The 22,960-nt window shown below is 64.9% G+C and carries 18 protein-coding genes and 1 pseudogene; 13 read left to right on the plus strand and 6 right to left on the minus strand.

Annotated features, from left to right (window positions below; translation table 11 throughout):
* Window positions 1–16: 16 nt before the first annotated feature.
* The 5 genes from MYCSM_RS11135 (at window position 17) to MYCSM_RS11150 (ending at window position 5,027) form a co-directional block, all read left to right on the plus strand.
* Entirely contained in the window at window positions 17–1,465 is a 1,449-nt protein-coding gene (locus tag MYCSM_RS11135; protein ID WP_083906397.1) for an aldehyde dehydrogenase family protein, read from the plus strand.
* A gap of 11 nt (window positions 1,466–1,476) precedes the next feature.
* The gene (locus tag MYCSM_RS11140; protein WP_015306250.1) at window positions 1,477–2,700 is read left to right on the plus strand and encodes a cytochrome P450; all 1,224 of its coding nucleotides are present in this window, start codon (window positions 1,477–1,479) and stop codon (window positions 2,698–2,700) included.
* Window positions 2,697–3,965, plus strand: a complete 1,269-nt coding sequence (locus MYCSM_RS11145; protein WP_015306251.1) for a cytochrome P450 — start codon at window positions 2,697–2,699, stop codon at window positions 3,963–3,965. Before MYCSM_RS11140 ends, MYCSM_RS11145 begins: the two co-directional genes overlap by 4 nt.
* 151 nt (window positions 3,966–4,116) lie before the next feature.
* A complete protein-coding gene (locus MYCSM_RS38710; RefSeq protein WP_257720768.1) occupies window positions 4,117–4,245 on the plus strand; it encodes a hypothetical protein in 129 nt (42 codons plus the stop codon).
* Window positions 4,242–5,027 (plus strand): spirocyclase AveC family protein, encoded by a 786-nt coding sequence (locus tag MYCSM_RS11150; protein WP_015306253.1) that lies wholly within the window; start codon window positions 4,242–4,244, stop codon window positions 5,025–5,027. The genes MYCSM_RS38710 and MYCSM_RS11150 overlap by 4 nt, the downstream gene beginning before the upstream one ends.
* Here MYCSM_RS11150 and MYCSM_RS11155 read toward each other — a convergent pair.
* Entirely contained in the window at window positions 5,024–6,397 is a 1,374-nt protein-coding gene (locus MYCSM_RS11155) for a pyridoxal phosphate-dependent decarboxylase family protein (RefSeq protein WP_015306254.1), read from the minus strand. The genes MYCSM_RS11150 and MYCSM_RS11155 overlap by 4 nt on opposite strands.
* A 271-nt stretch (window positions 6,398–6,668) precedes the next feature.
* Between MYCSM_RS11155 and MYCSM_RS11160 the strand changes: the two genes are divergently transcribed.
* The 3 genes from MYCSM_RS11160 to MYCSM_RS11170 are packed head-to-tail and all read left to right on the plus strand — an operon-like array spanning window position 6,669 to window position 10,500.
* Window positions 6,669–7,163, plus strand: a complete 495-nt coding sequence (locus MYCSM_RS11160; protein WP_041311822.1) for a MarR family winged helix-turn-helix transcriptional regulator — start codon at window positions 6,669–6,671, stop codon at window positions 7,161–7,163.
* Window positions 7,160–7,600, plus strand: a complete 441-nt coding sequence (locus tag MYCSM_RS11165; protein WP_015306256.1) for an MmpS family transport accessory protein — start codon at window positions 7,160–7,162, stop codon at window positions 7,598–7,600. The genes MYCSM_RS11160 and MYCSM_RS11165 overlap by 4 nt, the downstream gene beginning before the upstream one ends.
* On the plus strand, window positions 7,597–10,500 hold the full coding sequence (locus MYCSM_RS11170; RefSeq protein WP_015306257.1) for an MMPL/RND family transporter: 2,904 nt from the start codon (window positions 7,597–7,599) through the stop codon (window positions 10,498–10,500). Before MYCSM_RS11165 ends, MYCSM_RS11170 begins: the two co-directional genes overlap by 4 nt.
* Before the next feature lie 103 nt (window positions 10,501–10,603).
* Here MYCSM_RS11170 and MYCSM_RS38885 read toward each other — a convergent pair.
* Window positions 10,604–10,957, minus strand: a pseudogene (locus MYCSM_RS38885) (GNAT family N-acetyltransferase); the annotation flags it as partial.
* Between MYCSM_RS38885 and MYCSM_RS11175 the strand changes: the two are divergent.
* The 5 genes from MYCSM_RS11175 to MYCSM_RS11195 all read left to right on the plus strand — a co-directional run bounded on the left by MYCSM_RS11175 (window position 10,945) and on the right by MYCSM_RS11195 (window position 16,887).
* Complete coding sequence (locus tag MYCSM_RS11175; RefSeq protein ID WP_041311826.1) at window positions 10,945–11,718, plus strand: HAD-IIA family hydrolase; 774 nt, start codon at window positions 10,945–10,947, stop codon at window positions 11,716–11,718. The pseudogene MYCSM_RS38885 and the gene MYCSM_RS11175 sit on opposite strands and share 13 nt — an antisense overlap.
* A 3-nt stretch (window positions 11,719–11,721) precedes the next feature.
* Entirely contained in the window at window positions 11,722–12,642 is a 921-nt protein-coding gene (locus tag MYCSM_RS11180) for an arginase family protein (protein ID WP_015306260.1), read from the plus strand.
* Window positions 12,643–12,686: 44 nt separating this feature from the next.
* Window positions 12,687–14,792, plus strand: a complete 2,106-nt coding sequence (locus MYCSM_RS11185) for a thiamine pyrophosphate-dependent enzyme (protein WP_442928529.1) — start codon at window positions 12,687–12,689, stop codon at window positions 14,790–14,792.
* Between the two features lie 98 nt (window positions 14,793–14,890).
* Window positions 14,891–16,090, plus strand: a complete 1,200-nt coding sequence (locus tag MYCSM_RS11190; RefSeq protein WP_015306262.1) for a CoA transferase — start codon at window positions 14,891–14,893, stop codon at window positions 16,088–16,090.
* Window positions 16,087–16,887: an acyl-CoA thioesterase gene (locus MYCSM_RS11195; RefSeq protein ID WP_015306263.1), complete on the plus strand. Its 801-nt coding sequence runs from the start codon at window positions 16,087–16,089 to the stop codon at window positions 16,885–16,887. The genes MYCSM_RS11190 and MYCSM_RS11195 overlap by 4 nt, the downstream gene beginning before the upstream one ends.
* On the opposite strand, the gene MYCSM_RS11200 is transcribed toward MYCSM_RS11195, so the two are convergent.
* From MYCSM_RS11200 to MYCSM_RS11215, 4 genes are read right to left on the minus strand one after another with little or no spacing between them, the layout of a single operon-like run.
* On the minus strand, window positions 16,780–19,290 hold the full coding sequence (locus MYCSM_RS11200; protein ID WP_015306264.1) for an AMP-binding protein: 2,511 nt from the start codon (window positions 19,288–19,290) through the stop codon (window positions 16,780–16,782). The two genes, MYCSM_RS11195 and MYCSM_RS11200, sit on opposite strands and share 108 nt — an antisense overlap.
* The gene (locus MYCSM_RS11205; protein ID WP_015306265.1) at window positions 19,287–20,330 is read right to left on the minus strand and encodes an ABC transporter ATP-binding protein; all 1,044 of its coding nucleotides are present in this window, start codon (window positions 20,328–20,330) and stop codon (window positions 19,287–19,289) included. Before MYCSM_RS11205 ends, MYCSM_RS11200 begins: the two co-directional genes overlap by 4 nt.
* Window positions 20,327–21,901, minus strand: a complete 1,575-nt coding sequence (locus MYCSM_RS11210) for an ABC transporter permease (protein WP_015306266.1) — start codon at window positions 21,899–21,901, stop codon at window positions 20,327–20,329. The genes MYCSM_RS11205 and MYCSM_RS11210 overlap by 4 nt, the downstream gene beginning before the upstream one ends.
* Window positions 21,902–22,918, minus strand: a complete 1,017-nt coding sequence (locus MYCSM_RS11215; RefSeq protein WP_015306267.1) for an iron ABC transporter substrate-binding protein — start codon at window positions 22,916–22,918, stop codon at window positions 21,902–21,904.
* Between the last annotated feature and the right edge of the window lie 42 nt (window positions 22,919–22,960).

The following is a 22,960-nucleotide window of genomic DNA, read 5'->3' on the forward strand; positions in this document are numbered from 1 at the left end:
TCGGTTCGAGACCAAGATGTTGATCGACGGCAAGCTCGTCGACGGCGAAGTCGGCACCTTCACCAATGTCAATCCCGCCAGCGAAGAGGTGCTTGGCGAAGTCGCCGACGCGTCGAAAGCCGACATGCACCGCGCCATCGACGCCGCCCGTCGCGCCTTCGACGAAACCGACTGGTCCACCAACCACTCCTTCCGGCAGCGCTGCCTGCTGCAACTGCACGAGGCAATCGAGGCCGAAAAGGAGGAGTTGCGTGAGGAACTCATCCTCGAGGTTGGCTGCCCCCGCGCGGTCACCTTCGGTGCTCAACTGGACGCGCCGCTGGAGGACGGGCTGAAATATCCGGCCCGGCTCATCGGTGAATACCCGTGGGAGACATCGCTGGGCGACACGGTGGTTTCCCTCACCGGGGCGAACACCACCCGCAAGGTATGGCGTGAGCCCGCCGGTGTGGTCGGCGCGATTGTGCCGTGGAACTTTCCTTTCGAAGTGACGATCCAAAAGCTCGGGCAGGCCTTGGGAACGGGTAACACCGTTGTGTTGAAGCCGGCACCCAACACGCCGTACAACGCGACACGGCTGGGCCGGCTGATAACCGAGAACACCGATATTCCGGCCGGTGTGGTGAATGTCGTAACAGCGTCGGATCACCTTGTCGGCGAAGAGCTCACGCTGTCGCCGAAGGTGGACCTGATCTCATTCACCGGTTCGACCGTCGTGGGCAAGCGAATCATGGAAAAAGGCGCGGCGACCATGAAGCGCCTGTTCCTCGAACTCGGCGGCAAGTCGGCCACGATCGTGCTCGAAGACGCCGACTTCGCGCTGGGCTGCATGATCGGCATCGGGGTCTGCATGCACGCCGGCCAGGGGTGCGCGATGCCCACCCGGATGCTGCTGCCGCGCTCACGCTACGACGAGGGCGTCGAAATCCTCAAGGGCATCTACGAAGGCATCGCGCCGGGTGACCCGCAGGACCCCGCAGTGCTCTGCGGCCCAGTCATTTCGGATAGACAGCGCAGCCGCGTTCGCGGCTATATCGAGAAGGGCGTCGAAGAGGGCGCCAGGCTTGTCGTCGGCGGCCCAGAAGCGCCGGACGGATTGAACAAGGGCTACTTCGTCAAGCCGACGTTGTTCGCCGACGTCGACAACTCGATGACCATCGCACAGGAAGAGATCTTCGGACCGGTGCTCGTCGTCATTCCCTATCAGGACGAAGACGACGCGGTCCGGATCGCCAACGACAGCCCCTACGGCCTTGCGGGCAACGTCATGGCCGGCACCGTGGAGCGCGCGCTGGCCGTTGCCAAGCGGTTGCGTGCCGGATTCATCGGCCTCAATGGCACTGCCGGTTACGGCGCCGATACGCCGTTCGGTGGCTATAAGGCCAGCGGCGTCGGCCGCCAGAACGGCATCGCCGGATTCGACCAATACACGGAGATCAAGTCAGTCGCCTATCCGGCTGGGTAAAGGAGCATTTCGTGCAGCTGTTTGACGACCTCGAGGATTTCGGGGAATTCGACGACTTCGTGTCGGGCGACGTACGGGACCCGTACACCGAGCTCGCCCGACTGCGCGGCGAGGAACCCGTACAGAAGATCGAGATCCCGGGAATGCCGGGTGAAGAGGGTAAGCCCATCTTCATGGTGTACCGCTATGAGGAAGCGCAGCAGATGTTGCGTGACAACGAGACCTTCTCGTCCTCGATCATCATTCAGGCGTTCGGCGATGTCTTCGGCAAGCACGTCATGCTTGGAATGGACGAGCCAGAGCACGGGCGACACCGAGCACTAGTGTCAAAGGCGTTCTCGCAGAAGGCGTTGGCGCGCTGGGAAGACGATCTGGTCGGAAAGGTGGGCAGCGCACTGATCGACCGCTTCGCCGATCGCGGCAGCGCAGATCTGGTGAAGGAGTTCAACTTTCCCTATCCGACGCTGATCATCGCCGGCCTGTTGGGCCTGCCGCAGGAGGACTACGCACAGTTTCAAAAGTGGTCGATCTCCCTGTTGTCGTTCACCGTCAACCCTGAGCGCGGTCGTGAGGCGTCGCAGGCGCTGGCTGAGTATTTCGCACCAATCCTTGCCGCGCGGCGCGAAGACCCGCGCGACGATCTGATCAGCGGACTGGCTGCGGCAGAGATCGAGGGCGAGAAGCTGTCGGACGAGGAGATCTTCTCGTTCTTGCGGCTGCTACTTCCCGCCGGTGTCGAGACCACATACCGGGCGCTCGGCAACCTGCTGTTCGGATTGCTGTCCGATCCCGAACAGCTCGAGGCTATCCGCGCCGACCGATCGTTGCTGCCGCAGGCGATCGAAGAGGCGGTGCGCTGGGAGCCTCCGCTGATGATGATCACGCGCGTGGCGAGCCGTGACACCGAACTCGGCGGAGTCCAGATCCCGGAGGGTTGTTCAGTGATGCCCGTGCTGGGCGCGGCCAACCGGCAAGACGAGCGGTATGCCGATCCGAATCGATTCGACGTCTTCCGCGATATCAAACCGAATATCGGGTGGGGTCATGGCGTTCACGTCTGCCTCGGCATGCATCTCGCACGGTTGGAAATGCGGGTGGCGATGAACCTGCTACTCGACCGCCTGCCGAACATGCGGCTGGATCCCGCGGCCGACGACGCCTATATCCGCGGGCAGGTCTTCCGTTCGCCGACCTCGGTGCCGATCCTCTTCGACCCCGCAGAGGTGTCCGCGTGAGCGATTTCGAGACGGTCGATTTCTTCACCGACGAATCGCTGGTGCCCGACCCGTATCCATACTTCGATCACCTCAGATCGAAATGCCCTGTGGCGCAGGCGACTCCGTTCAACATCCTGGCTGTCACCGGCTATGAGGAAGCACTTGCGGTTTATAAAGACCCGGCGTTCTCGTCGTGTGTCTCGGTCGCGGGCCCGTTCTCGGGCCTGCCTTTTGGGCCGGATGGCCGCGACGACGTGACGGAGTTGATCGAGCAGCACCGCGACACGGTCCCGATGGCCGAACACATCACGTCGCAAGACCCCCCGCTGCACACTCGGACCCGCAGTTTGTTGAACAAGCTGATCACGCCGAAGCGCCTCAAAGAGAACGAGGACTTCATGTGGCGGTTGGCCGACCAGCAGCTCGACACATTCATCGAACGCGGGCAGTGCGAATTCCTCGAGGATTACGCGAAGCCGTTCTCACTGCTCGTCATCGCGGACCTCCTCGGGGTGCCGGCGGAAGACCACGAAGAGTTTCGCGCCGTCTTCGGGGGCGAGCTGGTCGGTCAACTCGGCGACGATGCCCCGACGACGCACAACCCGCTGCAGTGGCTCAACGACAAGTTCTGCAGCTACATCGAGGATCGCAGGCGTGCGCCGCGCGAGGACGTGTTGACCGGACTCGCGCAGGCCAAACACGAGGACGGATCGACGCCCGACATCGAGGATGTCATGAATCTGTCGACGTTCCTGTTCGCCGCTGGCACCGAGACGACGACCAAACTCGTCAGCTCGGCGGTCCGGATCATCGGCGAACAACCGGATTTCGAGAAAGCTCTGCGTGAGGACCGCAGCAAGATTCCGGCCTTTCTCGAAGAGACACTGCGGATGGAGAGCCCCGTCAAGTCCCACTTCCGGATGGCGTGTACGACAACCACCATCGGAGATGTACAGGTGCCCGCAGGAACGACCGTCATGCTGTTACCGGGGGCGTGCAATCGTGACGGACGAAAGTTCGCCGACCCCAATGTCTTCAACCCGGACCGACCGAACGTGCGCGAGCAGATCGCGTTCATCCGGGGTGCGCACTCCTGCCCGGGGGCGCCGCTGGCGCGGGCGGAGGGCCGGATCTCTCTGAACAGGATTCTCGACCGGATGGCCGACATCACGATCTCCGAGAAGCATCACGGCCCAGCCGATGACCGCCACTACGCATACGAGCCGACGTTCATCATGCGCGGTCTTTCCGAACTGCACATCACGTTCACACCGGTCCATTAACCCGTGAGCAGACGCAAAATGCCCCGACACGCCGACGAAAATGGGCACTTTACGTCTGCTCGCGCCAAGAAGGAGCACGACATGACCGGAAGGCTTGCCGTGAAGGCGATCGGACGTCGTGTGGTGGCAAGAATCGCCGATGTGCGGGAACGTGATTAGTGCGGTGGGGCAACTCATCATGCTCGGCACGCTGTTCGGGCTGATCGCCGTGACCATTGGACTGGTCATCTATTTCGACCCCGAAGCGCGCGGCAGCGCGAGCGACGAGCGCGATCAGTGAACCCGGAGTTGACCCCACTGTTGACGGCGGCCAACGCCTTTGGCTGGCTCAGCGGCATCGCGTTCACCGCCGCGGGGATCTATCTGAGCGTTCGCCGTGGCCGGTTGCACCCGCTGCTTTTGTTGTGCATCTCGGCGATTTCCTTCTCCTGGATCGAAGCGCCGTACGACTGGGCGATGTATGCGCAGTTTCCACCGGCACTTCCACGGATGCCTTCGTGGTGGCCATTGAACGTGACGTGGGGCGGTTTACCGTCGTCAGTGCCTCTGGGCTATATCGGTTACTTCTGCATACCCGCGGTAGTCGGCGCCGCGCTCGGGCGACGGTTGAGCGCGCGATTCCACTGGCGCATGCCGATCACGCTGTTGATCGTCGGCCTCGTCGTCGGCTTCTGCTGGGCTCTGCTGTTCAACGGGGGTCTTGGCGCCCGGCTCGGAGTCTTCTACTACGCGTATGTGATTCCCGGTCTCGGACTCTTCGAGGGCAGCCTGCACCAGTATCCGATCTACGACGCGATCGCGATGGGCATCCAGATGATGGTCTTCACCTACCTTCTTGGCCGGACGGATTCGCAAGGCCGCAATGTCATCGAGATGTGGTCGGACAGGTTATCGAAGACGCGCCTGCAGTCGGCGGTGCTATCCGTCGTCGCAGTCATCGTCATCGGAAACGTGCTCTACGGCGCGGTTTTCGCGCCACACCTTGTCACGAAGCAGCTGGGCTACGTGACCTCCGGGCCCGATGTGCAGTTATTCCCGGGCGTGCCGAACCAGCCTCGCTAGCCTGCAACCGCTGAGGCGATCGCCGCGGCGGAACGGTCGACGTCCTCGTCGGTCGTCGACCAGTTCGAAAACGACACCCGCAGCACATACTCGCCGTTCCATGTTGTCCCTCCGAGCCAGCACGTGCCGTCACGCTGGATTGCGGTGACCGCGGCGCGGTTGGCTTCGTCGCCGCCGGGCAAGCGGACCAGCACTTGGTTGAGCACGACGTCGTTGAGCACTTCAGCGCCGGGAATAGTGCTGAGCTGCTTGGCCATTCGGCGTGCCTGAGCGCAGTTGCGATCAACCATCTCGGCAATCCCCGCGCGACCGAGAGAACGGATCGCGGCGTAGACGGGCACCGCCCGCGCCCTGCGCGAACTTTCCGGCACATAGTTGGTGTTGTCGCGCTGGCCGGGATCGGCGACCAGATACGGGCCTGCCAAACGCATCGCGGCGAGGTGAGCGTCTGGGTCGGCGACGATCGCCATCGCGCTGTCGTACGGCACGTTGAGCCACTTGTGTGCGTCGACGGCCCAGGAGTCTGCCCGCTCGAGGCCCGCGGTGAGGCACCTCGTCCGTGGAGATGCAGCGGCCCACAGCCCGAACGCGCCGTCGACGTGCAGCCATGCGCCGTGCCGCGCGCACACGTCGGCAATCGGCCCGAACGCGTCGAACGCACCGGTGGCCACGTTGCCCGCCTGTGCGCACACAATCGTCGGTCTGCCGTTGGCTGCCAACGTGTTTCCAAGCGCATCGGGATCCATCCGGCCCTGTGCGTCGACGGATACTCGGATGGCGGTCTGCTCACCAAGACCCAGGAGTCGTAGCGATGTGTAGATAGTCGCATGGGCCTGCTCGCCGCACACGATGCGCACCGGCGGCGCACCAATCAGTCCGTCGCGCTCGACATTCCAGCCCGCGCGCCCGAAGACGGCGTGCCGCGCCGCGGCAAGGCAGGTGGTGTTGGCGCCCTGGCCGCCGGTGACGAAGCCGACGCTCGCCGAGTCCGGTAGGCCGAGAAGCTCGAGCGCCCACGCCGAGGCGATCTCCTCGATGGCTGCCGCGGCGGGGGACAGCGAGTGGAAGGCTGCGCACTGGTCCCAAGCCGACACCAGCCAGTCCGCAGCCAGCGCAGCGGGCAGCGCGCCACCGATAACAAATCCGAAGTGGCGCGGTCCCGGTGCTGCGACCAGGCCCGGTTCGGCGCCGGCCGCCAGCGCGTCGATCACGGCGGCAGGGTCCTCGCCATGTTCGGGTAAGGGCCCGCCGAGGACGTCTCTGACGGCTGCTGCGTCGACACGGGCAGCTACCGGCCGCTCGTCGAGGGTCGCGAGAAAAGCCGCAGCGTGCTGTGCGGCAGCGCGAAGGCCGCCGGTGCGGTCAGGCATGAGCCGACCTTACGTCTATTCCCAGGGTGACAACGCGACAGCGCGATGCATAGCTGGAAGTATGTAGTTCGCTCAGCCGTTACGTTCGCTCCCCAGACGTCACCCGGGGTCGCTGCCCACAAAGGATTTCGAATTCGGTACTTTCCAACCCGTCGTGGCTGGCGGCAGACTGCACCGTCGCAGATGCCGCCAATATCCCTGTGAAGTGCCTGTGAAGTGAGAAAACCTCCCACGTATTGCCGCTATATAGGTCGAGTGATATAGATACGGTGTGAAAGTTAGGTCAGCTGACCAACACGCCGGGGAGTGCGTTGGCGACCTTCTCGATCAGGCAGTGGACCTGACCGTGCGGTTCCTGTCCGATCGCGCCGATCTGAGCGCGTCTGCCGCGTTTGCGATGAACAGGGTGTGCCGGGAAGGTCCCATTCGCCTGACGACGCTGGCCGCCAAGGAGGGGGTCAGCCAGCCGTCGATGACACAGCTGATCCAACGGCTGGAGCGGCTGGACTTGGTGGCCAGGCTCGCTGACCCCGACGATGGTCGCGCCGCTCTGATCGGCATCACTCAGCACGGTCAAAAGCTGCTCGACGAGCGCAAGCGCATGCGCCGCGATCGTCTGACGGCGTTGATGGAAACGCTGACGGCGGAGGAGGAGTCCGCGTTGTGGCTTTCTGCGCGCGTCGCACTTCCGATTCTGCTTCGGCTGGCCGAGAACGCAGATTGCCCATCGGATGATGTCGCGACGGAGCGAAAGGTGTTCGAGTGAAGGCCATTCCGGCGGGCAGGGTGCTCAAACGCATCTGGATACCGCTTGTTCTGGTGGTCGTGCTTGCGGTCTCGGGTCTGGTCGTGTCGCGCCTGCACAAGATGTTTGCTTCGCAGGACCTCAACGCGGGTGCGGGCGCGGGCATCGAGATCGTCCAGTTCAACCCCAAGGTCATGGTCTACGACGTCTACGGCGCACCGGGGACCACCGCCCAAATCAGCTATTTCGACCCCGACGCCAACGTGCACCAGATCAGCACATCGCTGCCCTGGTCGATCACACTGTCGACGACGCTGCCTGCGGTCAGCGCCAGTCTCATGGCGCAGACCGATGGCGACCAGATCGGATGCCGCGTCACGGTGAACGGAACTGTGCGTGAGGAGAAATCGGCCAATGGCGTCAACGCCCAGACCTACTGCCTGGTGAAGTCCGCATGACCCACGCCATCACCGAGCGCGAATCAACAAGCAGGCCAAAGCGGCCCGTCGTCCCCCACCTGATCCGCATCCTTGCACTGCCGATCGTCCTGTTCTGGATCGTCGTCGCTGTCGGAGTGAATGTGCTCGCGCCTCAGCTCGAGGTCGTCGGCGAATTGCACTCGGCGCCAATGGCGCCCGAGGACGCGCCGTCGATGATCGCAATGAAGCGGATGGGCGCCAACTTCCAGGAATTCAATACCAATGCCACGGTGATGATCGTGGTCGAGGGCCAGAAGCCACTGGGCCCCGACGCCCATGCCTACTACGACGAGATCATTCGCAAGCTGCGTCAGGATCCCAAACACATCCAGCACATTCAGGACTTCTGGGGCGACACCCTGACGGCGGCCGGGGCGCAGAGCCCTGATGGCAAGGCCGCCTACGTGATGCTGAACCTGGCGGGCGAACAGGGTCAGACCCTGGCCAACGAGGGTGTGGAGACCGTCCGCAAGGTCATCGAAGAAACGAAAGCCCCGCCAGGAGTTCAGGCCTACGTCGCCGGCCCCGCCGCGCTCACCGACGACCTGCACGTCATCGGCAACGCCAGCCTCGGCCAGATCACGTTGATCACGCTTGCCGCGATCGCCGGCATGCTGCTGGTTGTCTATCGGTCGATACGAACCACGCTGATCCAGTTGTTCCTGACGTTTCTCGGACTGCTGACCGCACGCGGCGTGGTCTCCATGCTGGCCACCCACGGCGCCTTCGGGCTGACGACGTTCGCGGGAAACATCCTCACGATGTTGGCCATCGCGGCGGCCACCGACTACGGCATCTTCATCTTCGGTCGATATCGCGAAGACCGCGGCATGGGTCTGGACAGGGACGACTCCTACTACGCCACGTTCAAATCCGTCGCGCCCGTCATCGTGGGTTCCGGGCTGACGATCGCTGGAGCGACGTACTGCCTGAGCTTCGCGCGGTTGCCCTACTTCTCCACCATGGGCGCTCCCGTCGCGATCGGCATGCTCGTGATTGTGGCGATCGCGGTCACCCTCGGTCCTGCCGTGCTCTTCCTCGGCAGCCGCGTCGGACTGTACGAGTCCAAGCGGCCTCCGCAGAGCAGGTTCTGGCGGCGTGTTGGCACCGCGGTAGTCCGTTGGCCCGCACCGATTTTCGTGGCCAGCTTGTTCGTGGTGCTGATCGGCCTCGTGGCCATCCCGGGGTATAAGCCGGCCTACAACGACCGCTACTACCTGCCCAAGGACGCGCCGGTGAACATCGGCTTCGCGGCTGCCGATCGGCACTTCTCGCAGGCGCGAATGAATCCCGACATCTTGATGGTCGAGGCCGACCACGACATGCGAAATCCCGCCGACATGCTGGTGCTGAACGCTGTGGCGCGAAACATGATGCACAGCGACGGCATCGCGATGGTGCAGAACATCACGCGGCCATTGGGGATTCCGATCCAGCACAGCTCGATCCCGTTCCAGACAAGTGTTCAGGGGCAGACGAGCAACATGAATCTGCCGTTTCAGCGGGATCAATTGGCCAATCAGCTCAAAACGATCGATGAGACGAACCGCTCTATCGACATTTTGGAGCAGCAGTATCAACTCTCGCTCAAGCAGACCGCGCTCACGCAGGACTCGGCTGCCAAGTCGCAGGAGCTACTGGAGACCACCGAGAAGCTACGAGACAACATCGCGAACTTCGACGACCAGTTCCGGCCGATCCGGAACTACTTCTATTGGGAACCGCACTGTTTCGACATTCCGCTGTGCGCCGCCACCAGATCCCTCTTCGACTCCCTAGACGGGATCGACGAGCTGACCGACAGAACGGGAGCGGTTCAGGGCAATACCGACCAATTGGCCGCCCTCGCTCCGCAACTGACGGCACTCCTGCCGCAAACGATCGCGTCGATGAAGGCCAGTAGGGACCTGTCGCTGGCGTCGTACAACTCGCAGAAGGCGCTACTCGACCAGATGGAGGCCTCCAACGACACGGCCCTGGCGATTGGCTCGAGCTTTGATCAAGCGAAGAACGACGACTTGTTCTTCCTGCCACCGGAAGCCTTCGACAACCCCGACTTCAAACGTGGTTTGGCGATGTTCCTTTCGCCCGACGGCAAGTCCGCGCGCATGTTCATCACGCACGAAAGCGACCCGGCGACGGTCGACGGCATCAAGCGCGTCGACTCGGAGAGAAAGGCCGCGCAGGAAGCCCTGAAGATGTCCTCGCTGTCCAACGCCAAGGTCTATCTGGGTGGAGTGGCGGCGACCTATAAGGACATGTCGGACGGCGCCAGGTACGACCTGATGATCGCTGTGGTGTCGTCGCTGACGCTGATCTTCATGATCATGCTCATTTTGACCCGAAGCGCGGTTGCCTCACTCGTCATTGTCGGCACGGCCGCCAGCTCGATCGCGGCATCGTTCGGCATCTCGGTGCTGCTCTGGCAGGACCTGTTCGGGATTCAGGTGCAATGGCTCGTCATGCTGATGTCGGTCATCATCCTGTTGGCCGTGGGATCTGACTACAACCTGCTGCTGGTGTCCCGGTTCAAAGACGAGATCCACGCGGGCCTCAAGACCGGCATCATTCGCTCGATGGCCGGTACGGGTGGTGTGGTGACGTCGGCCGGGCTGGTGTTCGCAGCCACCATGGCGGGGATGATGGGGAGCAAGCTCATCGTGCTGGCCCAGATGGGCTCCACGATCGCTATCGGATTGCTGATCGATACCTTCATCGTGCGGTCCTTGCTAATGCCGTCCATTGCAACGCTTTTGGGTCGGTGGTTCTGGTGGCCGCAAGTCGTTTACCCGCGCGGCGACTATCACTTCCTGCCACCTCAACCCGGACGTCGGTCAAAGGACGACCCCGATACGGTGGCGCTGCCGGCACAGGTATAGCCGGAGGAGCTACCCGGCAGACTGCTTGATTGCCTCGAGGAAATCGGCGACCAGTCGATTGGTTGCCGGCCGCCAGACGGCGGCAAGATCGGACCTCCGGCAGCCCGAGTTCGACAGCATCACATTCGGCGCGGTCCAGCAGCAGCGCACCGCTGCCGCTGCCCTGGACGGTGGGCGCGACGGCGACCGTCTCCAGCAACAGGTGGTCGTCGCGGTCCTCGGTCACGAGCGCGCCGACGACGGTCTCGTCGCCGAGAAGCACCCATACCCGGGAATGCGTGAGCGCCGCCGCGTAGTCGGCCGTCATCGGGGCAGGTGGCCTGCCGATGCGCTGGATGTACTTCGTGTACGCGTCGGTGATCAATTGGTGTATCGCTGGCAGGTCAGCAGCGGTAGCTCGTCGGATAGACGTCTGATCCACGAGTCTCCGCCTAGGGTGGACGGGTGCGCTCAACACCGAAGTGCTGGCTCACCGACATGGACGGTGTCCTCGTCCGCGAAGAACACGCCCTGCCCGGCGCAGCCGAATTCCTGCAGAGGTTGAGCGACCGTGCTCGGCCTTTCCTCGTCCTCACGAACAACTCGATCTTCACGCCGCGGGATCTGTCCGCCCGGCTGAAACGCTCGGGGCTGACCGTGCCGGAGGAATCGATCTGGACCTCAGGCTTGGCGACCGCGGCGTTTCTCCACGATCAGCAGCCCGGCGGGTCCGCGTATGTGATCGGCGAGGCCGGCCTGACCACGCCGTTGCATCAGCTCGGCTACACGCTGACCGATACCGAACCCGACTTCGTCGTGCTCGGCGAGACCCGCACGTACTCGTTCACCGCGATCACCAAGGCGATCCGGCTGATCCTTGGCGGCGCGCGGTTCATCGCGACCAACCCTGATGTGTCCGGCCCGTCTGCCGAGGGGCCGCTGCCCGCGACGGGCTCGGTCGCGGCCATGATCACCAAGGCCACCGGCAGGGATCCCTACTTCGTCGGCAAGCCGAACCCGATGATGTTCCGCAGCGCGATGAATCGCATCGAGGCACATTCGGAGAGCACGATGATGGTCGGCGACCGGATGGACACCGACGTCGTCGCCGGCATCGAGGCGGGCCTGGACACCGTGCTGGTGCTCACCGGGTCGACCACTGTCGCTGACATCGCGCGGTATCCATTCCGGCCCGGTCGCGTGCTGGACTCGATCGCCGACTGCATCGAACTCGTTTGATCAATGGCCGACATCGAACTGATCGGGGTGCCGTTCGACGGCTATGGGCGCGCCGGACATCAAGCGCGCGCCGCTGCCGCACTGCGCGACGCCGGGCTTCGCGACGCGTTCGACCATCACCATGTCATCGATGACGACGACCTCGCGTTACCCGACCAGGATCCGGGCCGCGGCGAGTCGACCAGCCTGATCAACGAGCGGGCACTGCTGGCCATGACCGACGCGCTCAACCGCAAGGTCGGGGAAGTGATCAGCGCGGGCCGGTTTCCGTTCGTCTACGGCGGTGATTGCTCCACGCTGCTCGGCATCGTGACCGGACTGCGCGATCACGTCGGCGACGTCGGGCTGGTGTTCATCGACGGTCACGAGGACACGATGCCGCTGGACGTGTCTGAGGATGGCGAGGCTGCCAACGCCGAGATCGGGTTGCTGCTCGGTTTGACGGGTCGGCTGCTGACCGGCGAGCTCGGCGATCGGCTGCCCGCGCTGCGGCCCGAGCAATTGGTGATCCTCGGTCCTCGCGACGACGACTGGCGGCGGCAGTTCAACGTAGGAACGCTTGCCGATTCACGGGTGTGGCTCGCACCGCTGGCAGAAGTCGCCGACGACCCTTCCGGCGCGGGACGCCGGGCGATCGAGCGGCTATCGGGTCAGGTGGACCGGTGGTGGTTGCACATCGACCTCGACGTGCTGGATCCCGTCGATTTTCCGGCGCAGGGCCTGCCTGATGTCGAGGACGAACCCGGCGGCCTGACGTGGGATCAGCTCACAGATCTCGTCTCGGCGCTGTTCACCGGGACGGCGTCGTGTGTCGGCGGCAGCATTGCGATTTACGATCCGGATCAGGACCCCGACGGTGCCGGTGCGGCGCAGATCGTGGCGTTCATCCGAAACGTGTTGGTACGTCCGACAATCAGTCCCTAGGAGCCCGGTTGGCCGAACCGATCGATGAGCATTTCACCGCGACCATCTCCGCGCTTCGTGCCGGACAGCGGCGCTCATCCGATGATGCGTTGCTCGGGTTGTTCGACGCGCAACTCGGCAGTCGCCATCTCGATCTGGCCGCGCGGTGGCTGCGATCGAAGGGCAAAGGCTACTACACCATCGGCTCGTCCGGGCATGAGGGCAACGCGGCGGTGGCCGCGGCCCTGCGGCCCACCGATCCTGCTTTGCTGCACTATCGTTCGGGTGGCTTCTTCCTGGCACGCGCCGCGCAAGTCGGGGGCCGAGACCCGTTGCGGGACGTGCTTCTTGGACTGGTGGCGGCCACCGAAGAACCGATCGCCGGCGGCCGGCACAAGGTGTTCGGCCGCCACGACCTGAACATCATTCCGCAGACGTCGACCATCGCGTCGCATCTGCCTCGGGCAGTCGGGGTCGCGTTTTCCATCGCCCGTGCCCGCAAGCTGGGGGTGGCGTGTCCGTGGCCCGACGACGCGCTCGCGGTCTGCAGCTTCGGCGACGCGTCGGTGAATCACTCGACCGCCGTCGGCGCGATCAACGCGGCGCTACATTCGGCGTATCAGGGGGTGCCGATGCCGTTGCTGTTCGTCTGCGAGGACAACGGGATCGGTATCAGCGTCACGACGCCACGCGGATGGATCGCCCACACCTACGGAAACCGGGAGGGGCTAACATATTTCGACGCTGACGGCTGGGATGCGGCGGCGACGTTAGCGGCCGCCGCCGACGCCGCGGCCTGGGTGCGCACCCACCGTCGCCCGGCCTTCCTGCATCTGCGGATGGTCCGGCTGATGGGGCACGCGGGTTCCGACTACGAGCCCGCCTATCGCCGCCCCGACGAGATAGCGGCCGACTACGACCGGGATCCGGTGCTGTGCACGGCCTTGGCCTTGATCGACGGTGGAGTACTGACGCCTCAGCAGGTGCTCGACCGTTATGAGGCCAAGCGTGCCAACGTAATTGAGGCAGCGGAGGCGGTCGCTGATCTACCGCAGCTCGACACCGCGGCTGCGGTCATGAGGCCGCTGCAGGACAGCTTTTCGGATGCCGCGGCCGCATCGCCGGAATCTCTTGCCGCGACGGTCAGATCGGGTGGGCCGGATGCTCCGTTGACGGTCGCGCTGGCCATCAACCGCGCGTTGCACGACATCTTGGACCGCTATCCGGAGGCGATGATCTTCGGTGAGGATGTCGCTCGCAAGGGCGGCGTATATGGCGTCACCCGTGGGCTTCTCGGCAAGACCAGTTCGGCGCGGGTGTTCGACACGCTGCTCGACGAGCAGTCGATCCTCGGTCTTGCACTGGGAGCGGGGGTGTCGGGACTGCTGCCGATTCCCGAGATCCAGTACCTGGCCTACTTTCACAACGCCTCGGATCAAATTCGCGGCGAGGGCGCGACGCTGCAGTTCTTCTCCAACCGGCAGTACCGCAATCCGATGGTGGTTCGGGTGGCCGGCTACGGATACCAGAAGGGCTTCGGCGGACACTTTCACAACGACGACTCGATTGCCGCGATTCGCGACATCCCCGGAGTCGTCATCGCATCGCCGGCGCGACCCGACGATGCCGCCGCGATGCTGCACACCTGCGCTGCCGCGGCGAAAGCGGCCGGCGTCGTATGCGTGTTCCTCGAACCGATCGCGCTTTATCACACCCGCGATCTGCACGATGAGGGCGACGACGGCTGGCTTGCGCCGTATCCGGAGGCCGGCGCGCCGCTTGGGCGTGCCCGCACGTATGGCGATGGCACAGACCTGACGATGCTCACGTTCGGCAACGGGGTGCGGATGAGTCTGCGGGTGGCTCGCACGCTGGAGTCGGTGGGCATTCGCGCCCGCGTCGTCGACCTGCGGTGGCTGGCGCCGATGCCGGTGGACGACTTGGTGCGCGAGGCGAACGCGACCGGCCGGGTGTTGATAGTCGACGAGACCCGATCGACCGGCGGCGTGGGCGAGGGCATGCTCGCTGAACTGCTTGACCACGGCTACACCGGCGCGGTCGAGCGGGTGGCCAGCAGGGACAGCTTCATCCCGCTCGGCGACGCCGCGCTGGAGGTGTTGCTGTCGGAGGAGACGATCGAGGCCGCAGCGATCAAACTAGCCGGCTCCTGACTGCTCGCCGAAACTGCGGCGAGATCGCGATTCATCAGCATTTGTCGATCTCCCCGCAGTCTCGCGGGGGTGAACCAGGCGCTTGATAGCTTGACCAGATGAGCGCAGATGCCGCGCGGCCGCTGGCCGGGGTGCGGATCGTCGAGATCTCCAGTTTCGTCGCGGTGCCGTTGGCGGGGATGACGCTGGGCCAACTCGGCGCCGAGGTGATCCGCGTCGACCCCATCGGCGGTGCCGCCGACTACCACCGCTGGCCCGTCACCGGCGACGGCGAGAGTATCTACTGGGCCGGGCTGAACAAGGGCAAGCGTTCCGTCGCTGCAGACTTCCGCTCGGCTGAAGGCCAGGACCTGGTCCAGCGACTGATCGCCGACAGCGGCATTCTGATCACGAATGTCGCAGGGCGCGAATGGCATTCGTACGGCACGCTGACGCGGCTGCGGCCCGACGTGATTCATGTCGAGGTGTCCGGCCGTGTCGACGGTGGCACCGGCGTCGACTACACCGTCAATGCGGGAATCGGCTTTCCGTTGGTCACCGGTCCCGCCGAACTCGCGACACCGGTGAATCACGTTCTGCCCGCATGGGATGTCTCGTGTGGCATCTACACCGCGCTGGCCGTCGTGACCGCGTTGCGGCATCGCGACGCGACCGGGCAGGGGCAGCGGATCAGCATTCCGTTGGAGAACGTCGCGTTGGCCACGGCAGGCAATCTCAGCCTGTTCACCGAAGTGATGGTGAACGGCACAGCGCGCGAGCGGATCGGCAACTCGGTGTATGGCCAATACGGTCAGGACTTCACCAGCAGTGACGGGACGTCGTTCATGATCGTCGCGCTGACCGGGCGGCACTTTCGCGACCTGATTGAACTCACCGGAACGACGAAAGCCGTAGCCGCGCTGGCCGACACACTCGACGCCAACTTTTCCGATGAAGGGGAGCGGTACCGCCACCGCGGCGCTTTATCCGGATTGTTCACCGAGTGGTTCTCACAACACACTGCCGAAGAGGTCACCGCGGGATTGTCGGGCACGTCCGTGTTGTGGGAGCGCTACCGCACATTCGCCGAAACGGCCGCCGACGAGCGGGTGCTCGCCAACCCGATGTTCAGCCGACTCGACCAGCCGCGGATCGGGCAATACCTGGCGCCTGGGCTGCCACTCGAGATCAACGGCGACTACCCATCAGCGGTCGCCGCACCGGCACTAGGCGACGACACCGCGGCGGTGCTCGGCGAGTGGCTGGGAATGAGTCCCGACGAGATCGGTGGGCTCACCGAGTCGGGCATCGTCGCATGAGCGCGCTGCTGAAACTGCTCGAGGTTGGGCCGGGCGCCGACGCGGATACCTGGATCGGCCCTGCCAGTGGCCCCGCCGGAAAGCGTTCGTACGGAGGGCAATTCGTCGCACAGAGCCTGGCCGCCGCGTATCGAACCGTCGACGCCGGCCGCCAACCGACCAACATGCACCTGCAGTTCCTGCGCGGCGGTGAGGCCGGTGATCCCGTCGAGTACACGGTGGCGCGAGTGTTCGACGGTAGGACCGCGGCGGCGCGGCGCGTCGACTCCCGTCAGGATGGGCGGCTGCTGACGACTGCGACGGTGTCGTTCGCCGCCGAGTTGTCCGGCCCCGAGCATGGCCACGTTTCGGACCGGCCCAGCGATCCCGACGCGCTGCCGCAGACCGGGCCGGCTGGGCCTGCGCCGTCGATGCCGCTGGACGAGCTCGACATCAGGATCACCGACGACAGCTCAACAGGGCAGTTCGTTCGGCGGCTGTGGTGGCGAGCCACGGTGCCGCTCCCGGACGATCCGGCGGTGCACACGCTGGTCGCGGTTTACGTCACCGACGTCTACATGATCGACCCCGCGCTGCAGGTGCATGGGCATTCGATGAAGGCCCGCACCCATCGCAGCGGCACCACCGACTCGTCGATCTGGTTCCACAGGGCCGTTCGGGCCGATGAGTGGAATCTGCTCGAGTGCCGCTCACCCGCGGCGGCCCGCGGGCGTGGTGTCGTGACCGCCAGCCTGATCCGCGCCGACGGTTTCATCGCGGCGACCTTGACGCAGGAAGGCCTTATCGCCGAGCGCTAGGCGTCGCCGCAGCACCGACACCAGCCGCGTCAGCAGCACCCCGACGATGACGGCCCCGACTACGCCGAGCAATGGATGGCCGCCGAACAGCGGGTAGACCTGGAAATGCGTCAGGTAGATGTACAGCGACGCTTCCGCGATGACACCGGCGACGACGGTGGCCGCGGGCGGACAGCGCAGTGCGGGCAGCCAGATCAGCAGGGCAAACCCGGCCAGTACCAACAATTCTCGTTCCGCGCGATCGAAGTAGCCGTGCAGGCCGATGATCAACACGACCGTCACCGCCGCCCGCTGCAACGTCGTCGATGCCTTGGCCGCGGCCCAGCCGACCGCGAAGAACCAGAACGCCAGCATCGTGAACCACGCGTCGCGGCCGAGATGCAGGCCGAGGATGTCGTAGCGCAGCGCCAGTCCGACGGCTAGGAACGCGATGGCAACGGTGAAGGGCCATTGCCGTTCCCATCGGTCGAGCGCCGGCAGCCAGCACAGCAGGGCCAGCGCCACCAGAATCCACACCAACACCTCGACAAACCACAGTCGACCCGCGGTCATGCTGTCGTGTGGGCCGAGAAACTTGTGGGCCAGCAACAGATTCGTTGGGGCATAGTCGTCGGTGATCAGCAGGGCGATCGCGGCCCACGCCACGGATGGTCCGGCGATCCAGGCGATGGTGTTGCGCAGGTGCCTGACCCGATCGGTGCGGGGCACCGGCGTCAGGCAGAACCGGCCGAAGTTGTACCCCGCGACGCCAAGCAGTAGGTGCGCACCACCCCACAGTTCGAACAGCCCGGCATGCGAGCCGACGATGAGCAGGATCGCTGCGGCGCGCAGCGCGACGGTCGTTTCCAGCGTCGCACCCCACCGTCGCCGCCGCGGTTCTGGCATGCGTTCCAGCTCCCGCAGCGGCAGTCGCTGCCAGTCCGCGGGTAGCCGACCCAGTGCCCGTTCCAGCCGCACCGACATCGTCACGTACGTCAGGGAATTTCCGCCGAGATCTACGAAGCTGGTATCGGGGTCGATGCTGTCGGCGTCCAGCCCCAGCACGTCACCGTACAGCTTGCGCAGCCCAATCACGCTGGGTTCGTTTGTGTTTGACGCGCGCGCGAGTTTGCGAATCACCTGATAGTCGGGCTTGCCCGAAGGCAACAGCGGCAAATCGGCGAGTGTGACAACCAGCACGGCTGTGGCGGGGATGCCTGCCGCACCGGCGGCGATGCGCCGCACTTCACCCGGGTCGTCAACAGCCGCCCCCACGGCGAGGCGGTCGTCGACGTCGGTGCAGAACGCGGTCACCCCGTGGTCGGACAACGTCGCTTCGACCCGCTGCAGGTCGATCCGCAACCCGTACATCTTGACGAAACGGCTGCTGCGTCCGATCACTTCGTACAGACCCTCGGGTCCGCGGCGGGCGATGTCCCCGGTGTGCAGCGCTTCGACGGTTTTGCCAAGCGCGAGATCGTCGGGCCCGTGCGCGTAGCCCATCATCACGTTCGGGCCGCGGTACACCAGCTCGCCACTCGGTTCGATGCTGAACGCTCCGCCCGGTATCGGCCTGCCGATCGCAGCCGGATGCGACGACGCGAGTTGTGGCGACAGGTAGGCCATTCGGGCGGTGGCCTCCGTCGCGCCGTACATGACGAACAAGTCCCAGCCCTGTTGTTGGCCGAGTTCGGCGAATTGGCGTACACGCTCGGGCGGCATCCGGCCACCGGCCTGGGTGAGGTACCGCAGATGCGGCAGATCCAGGGTTTGGGCGTCCATGCGCTCCAGCAGTTCGAACGTGTAGGGCACCCCTGCGAACGCGGTACCTCTGTGTCTGCGGAACAGCCCCCAGAACTCCTCGTCGACGACCGAGCGGTCGGTGACGATCAGGCCCGCGCCGCGCAGCAGGTGGCTGTGAATCACCGAAAGCCCGTAACAATACGACATACGCAATGTTGTTGCGGCCCTGTCGGTTTCACGGATGTCGAGGTAGTCGGCGATCGCCTCTGCGTTGCTACAAAGATTGCGGTAAGACAGGCGCACGAGTTTAGGGGAGCCCGTACTGCCCGAAGTTGACAACAGCAGGGCGAGCTCGTCGTGCAGGCGGTGGTGTTGGCCGCGGCGGTGGATTCCGTCGGCGTCAATCACGACATCAGGTTCGTACGTCTGCATTATCGCGGCGTGGTCGTGGCCGGCAGAGGCAGGCAGGACCACGTGGCCGGCGGCCATCGCCCCCAGATAGTGCACCAGAGTGGTTACTTCGTTGTGCGTTTCGAGAAGGACCAGGCGACGGCGACCCCTGAGCTCACGTGCGGTGTCGGCGACCCTGTCGGTGAGTTGGTGATACGTGAGCTGTTCGGTTTCGGTGAGGATCGCCACCTTCTCGCCGTGGGCGCGAAGGTGTTCGAGAAGCCGGTTCACGTGAGCACAATCCCGGTGCCCACCACCTCGATCCGCACTTTGGCGTCGATGGGCGGCGGGTTGAAGCTGTGCTGGCGCACGATCAAGGGTGCGGCGTCGCCCGCCGGATCTATGGTCAACAACACATCGTGACCCAGGAACTCGGTGGCCATCACAGTGCCGACACCGTCGAGCCGCTCACTGTCCGAAACCACGGTCGCGACAAGCTGTTCGGGCCGTAACACAAGAGTGGCGGGTCCGTCGGCAGCCTGCACCGGCACCCGGCCGAGCGCACATTCGGCCACGCCCGACGTGACCGTGCAGGGCAGCGAGATGCAGTCGCCGAGGAATTCGGCCGTGAATCGGTCGGTCGGTTGTCGATATACCTGTTGCGGGGAACCGACCTGGGTGAACTCACCGTCGCGCATGACCGCCACCTGATCCGCGATCGACAGCGCCTCTTCCTGGTCGTGCGTCACCAAAAGGGTTGTCACGCCCGCGGTACTGAGTAGACCGGCGACGGCCTTGCGGGTGGATGCGCGCAACCCGGTGTCGAGGGCGCTGAACGGCTCGTCGAGCAGCATCAGCACCGGGTGTCGGGCGAGTGCGCGCGCGAGGGCGACGCGCTGCTGTTGTCCTCCGGACAGCTGATGCGGCCGGCGTGCCGCGTATGACGGGTCAAGGGAGACCGTTTCGAGCAATTCGGCGACTCGCGCACGGACTTCGTCGCGCGACGTGCCGCGTAATCCGTAGGCGATGTTCTGTCCGACGGTCAGGTGTGGGAACAGCGCACCGTCCTGCGCGACATAACCGACCCCGCGGCGGTGCGGCGCTACAGCGCTTCGGGGGCCGGCGACCTGCCGCCCATCGATCGAGATCGTGCCCGCGTCGGGGGATTCGAATCCGGCGATGAGGCGCAGCAGCGTCGTCTTGCCGCAACCGGACGCCCCGACGACGGCGGTCGTAGTGCCCGACCGCAAGTTGAGGTCGATGTCATGCAGCACGGTGTGTCCGTTGAAGGACTTGGCGATTCCCTTGACCTCGAGCGTCGTGGTCGTCACAGCGCGGCCACCTTCGTCGATTGCCGGAACAAAACCAGCGTGACGGGGATCGCGAGCAGCACCAGTACGAGTGCATACGGCGCGGCGCCCGCATAGTTCAGCTCGCTGGACAAGGACCAGAACCGCATCGACAGCGTATGCGTACCGGTTGGCGCGAGCAGCAGTGTGGCGGTCAATTCTGTTGCGACAGCGACGAATACCAGTGATCCACCCGCCGCGGCGGCGGGTGCGGTCAGTCGCAGCGTTACCCGAAGGAAGGTGGCAGACGGTGAACTGCCCAGTGACCGCGACGCCTCCTCGAGGCTCGGCGGCACCTGGGCAAGCCCGGCCCGGACGTTGACCAGCGCGCGTGGCATGAACAGCAGCACGTAGGCGAACACGATCAGCACGATGCTTTGGTACAGCGGCGGCGCGACGCGGATGGTGACCGTCACGAGCGCAAGCGCGGTGACGATGCCGGGAAGCGAGCTGGTGACGTAGTTGGCGCCTTCGACAGCACGGGCCAGCACGCCGCGCGACCGCACGGCGACCCACGCGACGGGAAATGCCAGCACCGTCGTCAGCACCGCGGCAACCGTTGCCAGCCCGATGGTTTGGCCGAGCGCGGTGCCGATGTCGTCGAACACCCAGACCTCGGCGCCGCCGATCCACAACCAACGCAGAATCGTCCACACCGGCACGCCGAGCGCGAGTAACGTCAGCGCGGCCAGGACGGCCTGCGCAGTAATCATGTTGCGACCCAACCGGATCGGAGTCGCGGATCGCGGCGCACCTGACCCGATGCGGGAGAACCGGGAGCTGCCGCGGGCCAGTGCTTCAGCTACCAACAGCGTCAGGCAAAGCAGCACAAGAACGCCGGCGAGCGTGCTGCCCGCCGCGCCGTCGAAGGTCACCTGGAACTGCTGGAAGATCGCGACCGTGAAGGTGTCGAACCGAACCATCGCGAACGCACCGTACTCGGCCAGCAGGTGCACACCGATCAGCAGGCCGCCGCCGAGGATCGCCAGCCGCAGCTGTGGCAGCACCACCCGGAAGAACACACCGGCCGAGTCGGAACCCAGTGCCCGCGCGGACTCCTCGATGGCAGGGTCGAGTCGGCGCATCGTCGCGGCCACCGGCAGGTACATGAAGGGGAAGTAGGACAGCGTCGACACCAACACACCGGCCGACAGACCATGCAGCGAGGGGACCACTCCGACCCAGGCGTAGCTGTTGACGAATGCCGGGACAGCGAGCGGGGCGACGAACAACGGACGCCAGAACGCCCGGCCGGGCAGGTCAGTCCGCTCCACCAGCCACGCGACCCCGACACCGATGACGACACACAGCGGCACCGTGATCACGACCAGCGCCACCGTGTTGAACAGCAGTTCGCCTACCCGGGGCCGCACGACAAGGTCGTACGCCTTCGTCCACCCGATCGACACCGCGGCCCATGCGACGTAGCCGAGCGGAATCAGCGTGGCCGCCACCAAGATCGCGACCGTGGCGCTGACCAGCGGGCCCGGTCGCGAGACCGTGTCAGGCCTCGAGACCGGCGCCGTCGGGCGCGAAACCGGGGGAGCGACCACCTATAACAACCCCGCCTTCGTCATCAGGTCCGTCACCTTCTGGGCATCGAGCGTCGACGGATCAACCACCGGCGCCTGCAGGTCCGTGAGCGGGACGAGTGCGGGGTTCGCAGGCACGCCGCTGGCCACCGGGTACTCGAACGAGTCGCCCTTCTGCAGGACCTCTTGGCCGGCCTTGCCGGTGATGAACTTCAGGAACTGCTGTGCCTTGTCGGCTTTCTTGCTGGACTTGAGCACGCCGCCGCCGGACAGGCTGACGAACGCGCCGGGGTCCTGGCCCTTGAAGTAGTGCAGCGCCGTATTGCCGCTCATCTCTTTGGTTTTCGCCTGATCACGGAACCAGTAGTAGTGGTAGATGACGCCGCCGTCGACCTCGCCGGCGTTGACCGCCTTGAGGGTGGCAATGTTGTCGTTGTAAATCACCGCGTTGGCCTTCATCGCGGCCAGCCACTGCGCGGTCGCGGCTTCACCCCTCAGCTGCAGTAGGCCAGCGACGATGGCCTGGAAGTCTGCCTTGGCAGGCGGGGCTCCCCAGCGGCGTTTCCACGCTGGCTGCTGCAGATCCAGCAGGGACTTCGGCAGCTGGCCGGGTTGCAGCTTGGCTTTGTTGTAAACGAACACGGTGGTGCGTGCTGCGACACCGGTCCACTTGCCGCTGGCCGGGCGGTATTGCGCCGGAACCTGACTGATGGTGTCGGCGTCGAGATCGGCGAACAGGCCGGCGCGTTCGACGGCGGCCATTGCCGGGGAGTTCTCGGTCAGGAAGACGTCGGCGGGTGACGCGTCGCCTTCAGCGATCAGCTGATTTCCGAATTCGGTGTCACCGCCCTGGCGGTAGGTGACCCTGATGCCGGTCTCCTTCGTGAACGCGTCGATCCACTCTTTGGTCAGCGACTCGTGCTGCGCGTTGTAGATCAGCAGTTCGTTCTTGTCTTCGGAGCCCGAGCATGCGGTTGCGCCGAGGACGACGGCAAGGATCGAGAAGAGTGCGGCGATCCGGCTCCAACGTCGTCGCATCCAGTGAAGTCCTTCCCTACTCACGCTTTTAGCTGAGCTTTA

The organism is Mycobacterium sp. JS623, from assembly GCF_000328565.1.
Taxonomy (GTDB): Bacteria; Actinomycetota; Actinomycetes; order Mycobacteriales; family Mycobacteriaceae; genus Mycobacterium.